The organism is Nostoc sp. UIC 10890 (genome assembly GCF_054786515.1).
The window spans coordinates 6,897,183-6,909,647 of sequence record NZ_JBSGKF010000001.1 but is presented as its reverse complement, the minus strand read 5'-3'; the positions used below and the strand labels follow the sequence as shown (position 1 = coordinate 6,909,647).

The following is a 12,465-nucleotide window of genomic DNA, read 5'->3' as shown; positions in this document are numbered from 1 at the left end:
ATCTCCTTTGTGATTTGACTAAATGTGCATTAATAAATAATTAAATATTCTCAAACATATTGTCTGTGTCATCATAGAAAGATCCCTCACCAGGAATAAAGGAATCAGAATCTATTTTGTGTTTTGGCTGGTTCTCACTATTACTACTGCCATTGCCTTTAGTTTTACCTTTAGCGCTAGCATTACTATAATTTTCATCATCAATACCACCGCTATTACCAATTTCTAGACCGAACATAGTAGCAAGCGTTTGAGGATTGGTCATAGTGCTGAGAGGTACAGGCAAAACATCAGTTGATTTATGCGGTAATCCTAGTTCCATTCGCAAATAAGCCAAATGTTGCTCCAGGGCATGACAACAAATTAACCCTACCTGACGCACCTCTTTATCACTAATTTCTACATCCGTATTTGCTTGAGCTTGATATGCTAAAGGCAACCAACACATTCGTAATGCCTGTAATACCATCTCTTTGCTAGTACTAACTCCATTTCCTTTTTGCAAATATATAATTAGCTTTGCATCAACAGTATTTGAGTAAGCACGAAGCCGAAGAGTCAAATTTTTATATTGTCTTTGTCTGTCAGTATCAGTTCGTTCAGGCAATTTGCGACTACCGCTACTATTGGGCTGTCTATTATTGTCATTATTTTTGGGTTGTTTTTTATTTGTAGTCATGCTACCTTCTCGATTTGCGCTCTAAACCGCATAAACAAACCAAACGCATCAATCAACCTAAACGAGAAAGCTTCCTGCTCTCGGAAAGTACGGCAATAATCATTACTTTTATCCTTGAATACTTCTTGTACCTGTTGCTGTAAGTCAGCACCCCAATAAGTTGAAATTTCTTGAAAGCAGTCTTGTAACTCTTGCTCTAAGTACAATGCTGCGCCACCACTCAAAATCACCTCGTTCACCGCAGGTAAAGTTGATTCCAGCCAATCGTAAAGCCTAGACCAATACTCAGCTTTAGCAGTAGCAATGGCATTAACAATCATCTGCAATTCATAATCAAGATTTTTATGTTCTCTGCTTTTGACCAGAGTGCGAATTGCTTGGTTGTCAGCCGTGATATCTGAACCGGCTGCATAGATGGCAGAGGTCAAAGCAGTGGCATCCTGCCCAGATGTGCGCTCAATTACTCGCTTTACCATTTGGTGAAAGCCCAGTCCATTAGTGTAACCCGCCGTCATCTTGCCCCGTTCAAATAATAGAAGGCTGGTATTGCGATGCCCGAACATTAGCACTGCGATCGTTTGGGCGTTAAACCATTCTTTACCATTCTGGCGTTGGCGAATCATTGCCAATCCCGCACCTTCGGGTAAGCACTCGAATCGCTCCAGTTTCACCCGCAACCTTTGACCCCGAAACCTAAAATCCTTGAGTGCAGACTGTAACTGTTGCTCAAATGCTTGGCGATTTTGATATTCACCATAGGGCAGTAGTGAGGTCAGTGATAGTGAAAACCTGTTAGGCAATTTATTGTGTTGAGCGATCACACCAATAACCGCCAAGGCTTTGTGAATTGAGGTTTCGTACTTGAGCTTATCGAGTCTGGCAGATGCTGAAAACTGCCGTGCCAGGAATCCAACTACCGTACATTGTGTATCTCCATCCGCAGGACTTGACACCCAGGCTTCATCTGCTGGTTTAGGAGATTCAAGACCTTTGCGACTCGACATATAAGCGTCAATCGAACTTTGAGGCAACTTCAGCATCTCTGGTTCCATTGTCATCAAACATGGTTTGCCTTCAGTTGCTAGTTCGTAAACAATCTTGGTCAAGGAAGCACCAGGGTCAAAACTGACTATCAAGTTTGACATTGACTGTGGTTCACCTAAAAGCTTTCCTTTAAGTTAAATGCAAATATAAATCATGCCAATCTACCCACTGACCATTTTTATCAGGCAAAAAATTAGCCCATTGGTTATTTTTTTGCTGCATTTTCTCAAGTAGTTATTTTTATGCTATTGAATTCAAAAATACGCCACTCAAATGCCAATTCAACGCCACTTAAGCGTCACTTGAGCGCCAATTCAACGCCACTGCATACACTATGTATATATTCTTCTTATCAATAACTAAGCTTATTGACAATAAAATGGTCAAAAAATGCCAATTAAGTGCCACTTAAATGCCACTTAAATGCCAACTCAATGCCAACTCAATACCACTCATGTTTTTAATTTGAGTAGCCCAAAAAAACCTTTGGTGAGTAGCAAGCTATGTTGCTGTCCGGACATTTTTTCTGGGGAGAAAAAACGCACCCCCCAGGTGCGGCAACAAACTTGCCCTCCTTTCACGGTTCCCCTACCTAAGTAGGTCAACCACCGTGACAGAGGGAAGATGATACGAAAATTCTCTCTGGGAGTTTAGCCTGGAAAATTTCTGCAAGGTTTGGGCAAATTAGCTTTTTAATTGCGCGATGGGCTACGCCCCGCCGGAGGCGATCGCTTTCGCTATATCGAGATACTCCTGAACAACGCTATCTTGACTTCCTTAGCATTGGTGACAAGTTAAGGAAAAGGGGAAATTGTCAAGCGGGGTAGCTGGTTTGTTTGAGCTACAAGGGTGATTACGGTTGGTGCAAGATATGAATTAATGCTAATTTTGATACAGCGTACATAAAACGGAAATAACTACAGGTTGCCAAGTGAAGCAGAATGGGAGTATGCCTGTAGAGCAGAAACAACTACACCGTTTTATTTTGGTGAAAATATTAGCCCAAATTTAGTAAACTATGATGGTAATTATCCTTACACATCTGCACAAAAAGGACAATATAGAGAACAAACAACAGATGTAGGAACTTTCCCCCCTAATGCTTTTGGTTTGTATGATATGCACGGGAATGTATCTGAATGGTGTCAAGATTATTATCAGACTAATTATATCAATGCACCTACAGATGGTAGTGCTGTAGATAGTAAAAGTGTATCTGGAGGAAGTGATAGCGTTAGGCGACGACGCGGAGGTTCTTGGCGTAACAATGCTAAAGAGTGTCGTTCTGCACATCGTAACTGCTACTCACGTGACTTTAGGAAGTCGTGTGTAGGTTTCAGAGTCGTGTGTAGTCGCCCTTTAGGTAGCATTGATGGGGTAAAATTGCAGTTGAAAAGTCCAGAATTAAAGGCAAGAATTTCTGCACTTGAAAAAGCTCTGAATTATGGAGAACAGGGTTTAGATTTAGTGATTGAAGGTTTAAAAGATGAATCTTGGGATGTACGAAAACAGGCTTATATTCTATTGCAGAATCGTGCAGAATCAAAGGTAAAACAAGTGTTAACAATATTTGAAGAGAAAAAATTAAAGTCATCTGTAGGGGTGGATTATAGAAACCTGCGTAATTTACTCGCTCAAGGAAAGTGGAAAGAAGCGGATGAGGAAACAAGGCGAGTAATGTTCGCGCTGGCAAAAGCAGATCAAGAGTATGAGCAAGTAAGGTCTAGAACAATTCAAACTTTACATTTAAGGAAGCAAAAGATACAAAATGAAGAAATATATATCCAATATTTTACAGCCAATTATATATTAATAGCTCAAGAGAAAATTCCCCGTGAAGACCTCCACACTATTGACCAATTATGGGTAAAACATAGTAATGGGAGGTTTGGTTTTTCTGTACAGAAACATATTTATCAAAGTTTGGGGGGAACGAGATGGTTTAATGAGGAAACAACTCAAGCTTTTGCAAAAAAAGTAGGGTGGGAAAAGAAGAATGACTTTGTTATGTACTACAGTGACATTACTTTTGATATAACAGCACCAGAAGGACACCTCCCTGTTATTATAGGTAGATTACATCCAAGTGATTATGATTTTTTGACGAACGCCATCGCCAATTTCCAATTATGGGGAAAGCCCTGGAGGGTTCCTGTAGTTAGGTGTTGTGATATTTGTTATTTCAGGTTCTTACTTTTGAGTTAGAACTTTGCGTGACTTACTAGCCCAAGCAAAGTGGAAAGTACGTAGGGTACGTTAGGAGCGTGAAAATATTATTAAACAGATATTAAATTATATACGCGACGCAACGCAAGGATATTAATTAAAAATTTAAAACCTCTCTTTTACTAGGAGATAAAGTTTGATTCCTCCTACCCTTGTTGGGTAGGAAGTTAAGTAATTAGGTATGTTTGATATTTTTCAGATTTGACTTACTTGTAATCAAATTTACTGAAGTGTAAAAACATACTGTTTATATGGAACAAACTCGACCTGGGGCTGTATGTCAGGGTTTTGTTGAGTTATTTTAATCAGTGTGAAATTAACCACGAGTTGATTTTGAATTGGATAAAAATCTAAAGAGTGAATTTTTTCAATCCTGCTTATTTTACTAGAACCATTAAAAGTCAGAACATCATCAGTAATTTGAGGATTCTGGATTTCAGGAATCTCAATAGGAGCTTCCTCAATTAGTTTCCACCTCCCCGTGGATCTTTTTTGTTCTCTTCCAATAATGCAACTAATTTTAACACTTTTACCGTGCAAACTTGTCCACCATTGAGTAATTTGGGAAAGGTTGTCTAAATTAGTAGGTTCATTATTTCCATAAATCCAGCCAATTATGGCATAAGACTGGCTCGGCTCAGGTGATGCTTGTGACATACAGAAGCAAGTTAATAAATTATCTTCACAATCTTACTGCCTCTGTATTAATAACATGATTTAATTTTATTTAAAACATATACTACTTAATTATTTCTATTCACCAGTTGTTATAGTTTAGTGCTAGGTTTGTTTGAGCTATAAGGGTGATTACGGTTGGTGCAAAGTATGAGTTAGTGCTAAGTTGAATACAGTGTACATAAAAGCAACCCTTAATCAATTATGAATAATTCGCAACAACCGCGAGAATACGATGCTGTGCTTGGTGGTAACAGTTTATCTATGGAAGGTACAGCCGTTTTAGGTGGTATTGAAGGAGTAAAAATGCGGTGGAAAAATCCAGATGCAAAGGTGAGAATTGCTGCACTTGAGCAAGCTTTGAATTATGGAGAACAGGGTTTAGATTTAGTAATTGCAGGTTTAAAGGATAAATATGTAGAAATACAAGATGCGGCTTATTTATTGTTAAGGAATAGAACCGAAACGAAAGTTAAAAAGTCTTTAATAGAGTTTAATCCTCAAGGTTTAAAACTAGAACAAATTGAAGTAGTAACAGTCAACAAATTTGCGGAAATTATTCAACGACAGCAACGTATAGCTAGATATTTTACCGAAGATTTGGGTAATGGTGTCAAATTAGAAATGGCTGCAATTCCTGGTGGTACTTTTATGATGGGTTCACCAGAAAATGAAGCGGGAAAAAAAGATTGGGAAAGTCCTCAGCATCAAGTTACAGTTCCTAGTTTCTTTATGGGAAAATATCCGGTAACACAGGCACAATATCAAGCTATCACGGGAAATAACCCTTCTTACCCAAAAGGTAGTAATCGCCCTGTTGAAAGAGTTAATTGGAATAATGCGGTGGCTTTCTGTGAAGAGTTAAGCCAAAAAACTGGAAAAACCTACAGACTGCCAAGTGAAGCCGAATGGGAATATGCTTGTAGAGCGGGAACTACCACACCATTTCACTTTGGAGAGACAATTACAACGGATTTAGCTAACTATCGTGGTAATTATACTTCTTATGGACAAGAACCCAAAGGAATTTACCGAAATGAAACAACAGAAGTAGGGAGTTTTGGAGTAGCTAACAATTTTGGATTGTATGATATGTACGGTAATGTAGGGGAGTGGTGTCAAGATTATGGGCATATCAACTATGAAGGTGCGCCTACAGATGGAAGCGCATGGGTTAAGAATGAAGTGAGTAGTTATCTAAGGCTGGTGCGCGGTGGTTCGTTGGGCGACAATCCTGATGCTTGCCGTTCTGCTTCTCGCAGCGGCAGCAACCTCGATTACAACTACGGCAATATCGGTTTTCGGGTTGTATGTAGTGGTGCTGCGAGGACTTAATAGCATTATGCACTTTTGCCCTCTAGCTCTTTTCTTGTCTTACCTATTTATTCATCTCTCGTTTCGCATCGAATCTTTAAAATTTTAACCTAAATATGTGAAGTGCATGATTTTAGACTTGTATCAAAATCTCCTCACTTATTCCATAGGTAATGTGCGTCACAAGGTAGAAGAATCCTGCTATTTTTCTTGTCTGGTTGGTATAAATTATCCTGTTTAAAGCCTCGATTGACCAACCACTGTGGAAAGTTAGGGTTCTCTATATTTGATGCAATGGTATGAATGATAATCTCATCCTGTGCGTACATTTCTCTAACCAAATACTTTAGGAAGTATGTACCATGTCCCTGTCCAGGAAGTGAGTCAGGGAGTTGGGCTTGAAACTGTAAAATGTACCAATAATCCTTTCCGTTCCAAGTTTTGCGCTTGTAATTTGCGTAGCCTGTTATCTTATTCAGGTAAAACATCCTGTAGCAAGTGTACCCGTGTAGATGATCTTCTTGGGCTTGTAGATCATCATAGTTTTCCTCAATACTTACACCTTCTGGAAGTATAAGCGGTTGTAAATAATTGATGCTCATTCGACTCCTATATCAGTCTGCAAAAATGATTGAAAGATTTTATTCAACTGTTCAGCAGTTAATTTTAGCAATATAATATCATACATCTAACCAAACATTTATTCTTTGCTCCTTTGCAACTTTGCGCGAAATAAAAACCCAATAAACTAACAACTAATCCCCCTATTTATACATAATGAATAACCCCCATCAACAAATACTCCAACAAATAGACCTCATGCTTCGCGCCCGCTATCCCCTACTATATATAGTCGGAGTCGAAGAAGAACCAATAGAACAAGTCCTCCAACAACTCACCCAAATATCCCAGACACCACGACAACTATTATTATGGGATATCGTCACCGGTTGGGATGACAACGGAACTGATAAAGGTTCTGTCATGGGTGCATTATCAAGAATTACCAAAGCGCCAGAAAATACAACCACAATATTTGTATTACGAGACATACATTTTATCCTCAAAAACCCCGAAACAGAAAAAAATGCTCCCGTAATTCGTGCAATAAAAAACCTCACCCGCCAACTCAAACGCATACGCCAAACCCTCATCCTCACCAGTCATACATTAACCATTCCCCCAGAACTGCAAGAAGAAGTCACAGTAATTGATTTTCCCTTACCCAACATCCAAGAAATAGATTATTTAATTCATCAATTAATAGTCCCAGAAAAACTTAACTTAAATGCACTAGGAAAAGAACAATTAATCAAAGCCTGTCAAGGATTAAGTCGCGCTAGGATTCGGCGAGTATTAGCCGCAGCCTTAGCAGCCAAAGGACAAGTTAACGAAACAGATATTGATAGAGTATTAGAAGAGAAAAAACAAGCAGTTCGCCAAACCGTAATATTAGAATTTTACACCGCCAATGAATCATTAAAAAACGTCGGTGGCTTAGAAAATCTAAAACAATGGGTGCGAATGCGTCAAGATGCCTTGCTTCCTTAGTACTTAAGAGTGGTCGAGAGTTGAGCGTACCCCTGCGGGGAAGCAAGCTACGCGTAGCGTCTCCAAGAGTTGTCGAAACTCGTCAACATGGGTATTTTTTTCATCAGAAATCGCCTAACCAAAGCTATTGCAGCGCATTCCACTATCTCGTGTCGATTGAACCAGAATCGGAAGTAACCGCTTGGTCAATGACAAATGATAGTGCAGTCGTCAAACTTAAAACAGCTAATGACTAATGCATCAATAATGCGACAAAAACGCTCACACAGGATAGACATTAGACTGACTTTGGCAGAATACGAGAAAGCACAGCTAATGGCAGATGAAAATAATCTCACTATGAGTGAGTTGTTTCGTGCCAAGACTCTGAAAAATAGATTGCCCAGGCGTGTCACCAAAGTAGCAGGCCAAACTTACTGGGAGTTGGGGAAAATAGGTAACAATCTCAACCAAATAGCTAAAGCAATCAATACTTCAGTACTCATGGGAGAACCTGTGGTCGTAGATAGAGCATTGTTGTCACAGGTAAGAGATTTGGTGAAACAGGTGCGGCGAGAGATTGCTGAAATTGATTTAATCACTGATTTACAATATGAAGGATGATTGGCAAGCACATCAAAGGTAAAAGTTTTCGGGGACTGCTAAACTACCTCTTTGGCAAAGATGGAGCAAGACAAATCGGTGGGAATATGGAAGGAACAAACCCACGCGAACTAGCAGCTGAATTTGGTATATCTCGAAGATTAAACCCGAAGGTGAACAGGGCTGTTTATCACGCTTCTCTCAGTTTGGCCCATAAGGAGAGTTTAGATGATGATACTTGGGATGAAATCGCCCATAAGTATTTGCAAGCAATGGGTTTTGATATGAACCAATATGTCGTAGTGCGGCATACTGACCGTACTCATGAACACATACATATTGCTGCCAGTCGCATTCAATTAGATGGCACTACAGTTTCTGATAGCTGGGACGATCGCAGAAGTGAAGCGGTAATTCGCAAGTTGGAGCAGGAATACAATTTACAATCAGTGCAACCAAGTTGGGAAAAAGATAAGCACAGTCCAACTACTGGCGAACGTAGGCACATTGCCAGAACTGGAGAGGAAAGCCTTAGAGTCAGACTCCAGCGATCGCTCGACCAAGCAACACACGACCATCCCACTATGCCAGAGTTAATAGAGCGAACGCAACAACAAGGTATTAATGTCCGTGTTGGTTATACTCGCACAGGCATTGTCAAAGGCATTAGTTATCAACTTGATGGTGTGGCTTTTAGTGGTACGCATCTGGGTAAAGCACATACCTTTCCTGGTTTACAAAAGCATCGAGGGGTAAACTACAGTCCCAAGCGGGATGACAAACGCATCCAGAAACTCATGGAGCAAGCTGTCGAAAATCTCACACCAGCAGTGCCTTCAAAACAGGATGACAAACGTATCCAGAAACTCATGGAGCAAACTGTTGAAAATTGCATACCAGCAGTTACTCAAACAAACTCCTTGCCTACACGAGAACCAACAAACTGGGAGCAAATACGCCTAAACTTAAGCCAGCAGTACAATTTACCCAATTCTCTCCTCACAGAACTGTATGAAAAGGGTTGGCTCTATGCAAGTCAAACAGGTCAAGCAATATTTGTGGAACGTACACTTGATGATCTTCCAACTCTTGCCAAGCAGCTAGAACCAACAGGTAACTTCACCGATATTACTCTCAACTCTGAACCGACAAAAAAAGGTAGTTTTTGGATTGCTACAGATGCCACAGTAGAAAGAGCAGTGCTACTAAGTGACCCGATTGAAGTTCTCTCTGTCATTGCCTTAGAATCAACTGTTGACAAAGAAAAGCGCAAACCTACATTATATTGGAGTGTAGGCGATAGTGAGCAATTACCTCTAGAATTTTTGCGAGCGATCGATACAGTAGTCATCGCTTTTAAAGATCATGAGAAAGTTGAGAACTTGATAGCTGAGATACTGGCTGAACTACCTCAAGCCAAACAAGTTTCTCCCGGTGAAACTGGTTGGAATGGGATGCTAACTAACAATCACTTGCAACCCAACCAAAGGCGAATCCCAGAGCTTCAAAGTTGGGAACTTTGATATCAGTTATCATTTTTTCCTGAGTGAGCCAAGCTAATTAAAGGTTTCAGGCAAAAATTTATATGTGAAGAAGCTGATTCTAGCGCAGCTAACGCCACTTAGAGAGGGATAAATTCTCTAGGCGTAACTGCCATGATCTTCAATCCCAGACAAACAACCATTAAATTTCTTAGACAAATAGGCTTTACCACCGGAACCAAAATTTGGCTCAGAATTTCTTGGGACTTGCCTACAGAAATGATACCTAAAAACTGGAATAACTACTGTCGCAATGGTCAATTTGTCTACTCCCACTACATTCTCTGCGGTAAAATCACCCAGCAAGGATTTCAACTCTACTGCTGTACTTACGGAGGTCGAGACAAACAAGGCAACACCTGCTGGCGGCTGACACCTAAAGGATATGCTGATGGTTGGGCATTGGCATTTAAAATGTCATCTCTTGGTGCCACAGTCAGCTTTTACCCCAACCAACCAGACAAGGGAATCAGCAATCAGCACGTCAGTCAATGCCAATGTTTATTCTACGAAATTGATGATTTGGCATTGAGTGAGCAGCGACAAGCTGTAGATCGGCTAAAGGACGAAATCAACTTGGAACCCGCCGCCGTAGTTTACACAGGTGGAAAATCCCTGCACGTTTACTTTAAATGCAGCCATTCCTTAAATCCTGCTGAATGGCTGTATCTCAATCGCCAACTGACGATTATCCAAAACGCAGATCCAGCCATTTGCAACTTAGCTCGTTCCATGAGACTGCCAGGTATGGTTCGCAGACGGGTGGTGGATGGAATATTGAGTGCAACCATCCCCATTACCCTAAAGCATTGGTCAAACTGTCAGTACAATGTGGAAGAACTAGAAACCGCATTTGATTCTACAGCCTTATTTCCCTACGAACTTTCTGAGCAACGTTGGCGCAAGTGGGTGCAACTTCTCACAAGAGCGAAAAATGGAGAAGTTATCGACCCACAAACAGCGTTACTGCAACCTTCTGTGATTGTCCCTCGCTCAACCTTGCATTGCCGACGAGGGACAGTAACACGGGCTACAACCAGAGATAATCGCTCATCTCTTAAACAACTACGCGCTAGCGGAGTGTCTGTTCCTTTGTCTATCTGTTTAACTTTGAGCGATCGCACTTTACTAACTTATGGCGAATCTGAGGGAAACAGAAACAATTCTGGCTACAAATTAGCTCGTAATCTACTAGGTACATCTAATTTACTTACCAAACACCGAATCGCTTATTATCCTGAACCACGACAACTATTTGACCGATATTGCGATCGCTGTACACCTCCACTTGAAGCAACTGAGGCAGATACAATTTGGCACAGTGCGAATAAAACAACAGCCTTTGCCAGCCGGGACTTTGGCTCAATTGTCATGAGCATTCGTGAGTGGAAGTCACACCGCAAATCAAAAAAACAACGTGTAAGAAAACCAAAAAGATTAGTTAACGCGAGGTTGACAAAATCGATGTAACACCCTTCCAGTTATCTACCGTGTACACATATCTTTGTACAGGATTAAAACGGTGTGGGACAACTCTAAAATACTTGTGTGTACACGGTAGCCCTATTTTGGGGAGAGTATATGACTATTAAAGATGAGTATTGAAGGTACTATCTCTAGTTTTACTTTCCCATATTTGGTAAATAAGACTGACGATAATTGTTCTTAGCCATCAGCCTAGCCTCACGCTTTGTCCACTGTTTTTGTAAAGGAACATCAGCCAATCTTTGCAATAATATGAATACGCTATCATCTCCAGTCAACCGAGCGATGAAAAGAGCGATCGCCTTACAACAACTCCAAGGATGACGCACCACCTGAACTTCTGCAAATCTCACCACACCCCAATTGCGCTCTAGGAAAAAACGGTTACGGATTTTATCATCATCAACATCAATGCAGTGGTGAGGTTTACCTGTATCTCCAGCATAAGGTTCATCAATCTCAATATCGAGAGCTAACCCAGAAGATTGATGGTAAAGGATAAAATCAGCCGAGTAGCGTTGAGGATAACCTGGAATCTCAAACTCAACTGCTTGACAGATAAGATTTCCTGGAAACGCACACAGTAAATGGCGAAAAAACTCCTTTTCGCTCACACCTTGCTTGGCTGTACCATTCTATCTCCATACAGGCGATTAAATCTAAATCTTCTGCATAGTATAAGGGACGACTTCCTTCATTGACGCAGAATACAGGTTTTTCCTTGACTACGCCAACTATATTAGAGACAGGTGCGCGTGTTTCCAAAAGTCTGTGTAAAAATGTGTAATCTTTAATATCTGTAAAATCCAGTGTTCTGAAGCTATCAGTGCTACCTGTGGAGTTACACTTAACTTTAAAGATGTGTTCTTCGACTACACGAAAGCCAAAAGGTAAGTAAAATTCTGGTTGTGGTGTCGTAAGTACCAAAGTTTCGTAAAGACTATCGCAATATTCCAGCACTTCTCCCATTACCTCACGGTAATACCCTTTCCTGCGAAATTCTGCACGGGTAGCTACTCCATGAACTCCTCCGACAGTGAGCCTTTGTCCCATAATTTGCATGGGAATTTCTAACACTCCCACATGGGTAATAGCTATATCATCATGAAAGCGCATAAACGGAGTTGAAGCTGTTTCCCAGGATGCACCTAGTTTTCTTGCACATTCTGCTAAACTGCTGAGTCCGGGAAATGTGACTTCCATCAAGTCAAAAAGCTTATCGCTTAAGCTGGGATCATCAGAGAATGACTGTTTGAAGCGATACTGGCTCATGGTTCAAGTATTACGATCAGTTTCAGTAAATACTACAAAATAAATTCCAGTAAATCCAGAAAAAATAAATGAGTAATGAGTAATGAGTAATGAGTA

General features: G+C 40.5%; 12 protein-coding genes and 1 pseudogene. 7 read left to right on the top strand and 6 right to left on the bottom strand.

Going from position 1 to position 12,465, the window contains the following annotated elements:
* Positions 1-40: 40 nt before the first annotated feature.
* Together ACWATR_RS28595 and ACWATR_RS28590 are read right to left on the bottom strand one after the other, a co-directional pair.
* On the bottom strand, positions 41-679 hold the full coding sequence (locus tag ACWATR_RS28595; protein WP_460339551.1) for a hypothetical protein: 639 nt from the start codon (positions 677-679) through the stop codon (positions 41-43).
* Entirely contained in the window at positions 676-1,824 is a 1,149-nt protein-coding gene (locus tag ACWATR_RS28590; protein WP_460339549.1) for a ParM/StbA family protein, read from the bottom strand. The genes ACWATR_RS28595 and ACWATR_RS28590 overlap by 4 nt, the downstream gene beginning before the upstream one ends.
* An 808-nt stretch (positions 1,825-2,632) precedes the next feature.
* On the opposite strand from ACWATR_RS28590, the pseudogene ACWATR_RS28585 reads away from it, so the two are divergent.
* Positions 2,633-3,076: pseudogene (locus ACWATR_RS28585) on the top strand (formylglycine-generating enzyme family protein); the annotation flags it as partial.
* The gene (locus tag ACWATR_RS28580; RefSeq protein WP_460340739.1) at positions 3,068-3,928 is read left to right on the top strand and encodes a GUN4 domain-containing protein; all 861 of its coding nucleotides are present in this window, start codon (positions 3,068-3,070) and stop codon (positions 3,926-3,928) included. The pseudogene ACWATR_RS28585 and the gene ACWATR_RS28580, both read left to right, overlap by 9 nt.
* Positions 3,929-4,171: 243 nt before the next feature.
* On the opposite strand, the gene ACWATR_RS28575 is transcribed toward ACWATR_RS28580, so the two are convergent.
* Positions 4,172-4,606, bottom strand: coding sequence for a hypothetical protein (locus ACWATR_RS28575; protein ID WP_460339547.1), 435 nt, complete (start codon positions 4,604-4,606; stop codon positions 4,172-4,174).
* 222 nt (positions 4,607-4,828) lie between these two features.
* On the opposite strand from ACWATR_RS28575, the gene ACWATR_RS28570 reads away from it, so the two are divergent.
* The gene (locus tag ACWATR_RS28570; RefSeq protein ID WP_460339545.1) at positions 4,829-5,959 is read left to right on the top strand and encodes a formylglycine-generating enzyme family protein; all 1,131 of its coding nucleotides are present in this window, start codon (positions 4,829-4,831) and stop codon (positions 5,957-5,959) included.
* A 134-nt stretch (positions 5,960-6,093) separates the two neighbouring features.
* Here the strand turns inward: ACWATR_RS28570 and ACWATR_RS28565 are convergent, their stop codons facing one another.
* Positions 6,094-6,540 (bottom strand): hypothetical protein, encoded by a 447-nt coding sequence (locus tag ACWATR_RS28565; RefSeq protein ID WP_460339543.1) that lies wholly within the window; start codon positions 6,538-6,540, stop codon positions 6,094-6,096.
* Between the two features lie 175 nt (positions 6,541-6,715).
* On the opposite strand from ACWATR_RS28565, the gene ACWATR_RS28560 reads away from it, so the two are divergent.
* The 4 genes from ACWATR_RS28560 to ACWATR_RS28545 all read left to right on the top strand — a co-directional run bounded on the left by ACWATR_RS28560 (position 6,716) and on the right by ACWATR_RS28545 (position 11,082).
* Entirely contained in the window at positions 6,716-7,489 is a 774-nt protein-coding gene (locus ACWATR_RS28560) for a hypothetical protein (protein WP_460339541.1), read from the top strand.
* A gap of 228 nt (positions 7,490-7,717) precedes the next feature.
* Complete coding sequence (locus tag ACWATR_RS28555) at positions 7,718-8,092, top strand: plasmid mobilization protein (protein ID WP_460339540.1); 375 nt, start codon at positions 7,718-7,720, stop codon at positions 8,090-8,092.
* Positions 8,089-9,594, top strand: a complete 1,506-nt coding sequence (locus tag ACWATR_RS28550) for a relaxase/mobilization nuclease domain-containing protein (RefSeq protein ID WP_460339538.1) — start codon at positions 8,089-8,091, stop codon at positions 9,592-9,594. Before ACWATR_RS28555 ends, ACWATR_RS28550 begins: the two co-directional genes overlap by 4 nt.
* Before the next feature lie 132 nt (positions 9,595-9,726).
* Complete coding sequence (locus tag ACWATR_RS28545; RefSeq protein WP_460339536.1) at positions 9,727-11,082, top strand: hypothetical protein; 1,356 nt, start codon at positions 9,727-9,729, stop codon at positions 11,080-11,082.
* 152 nt (positions 11,083-11,234) lie between these two features.
* On the opposite strand, the gene ACWATR_RS28540 is transcribed toward ACWATR_RS28545, so the two are convergent.
* Positions 11,235-11,711 (bottom strand): hypothetical protein, encoded by a 477-nt coding sequence (locus ACWATR_RS28540; protein ID WP_460339534.1) that lies wholly within the window; start codon positions 11,709-11,711, stop codon positions 11,235-11,237.
* Positions 11,641-12,369 carry a GNAT family N-acetyltransferase gene (locus tag ACWATR_RS28535; protein WP_460339533.1) on the bottom strand — a complete coding sequence of 243 codons (729 nt, stop codon included), beginning with the start codon at positions 12,367-12,369 and terminating at the stop codon, positions 11,641-11,643. Before ACWATR_RS28535 ends, ACWATR_RS28540 begins: the two co-directional genes overlap by 71 nt.
* Positions 12,370-12,465: the final 96 nt, after the last annotated feature.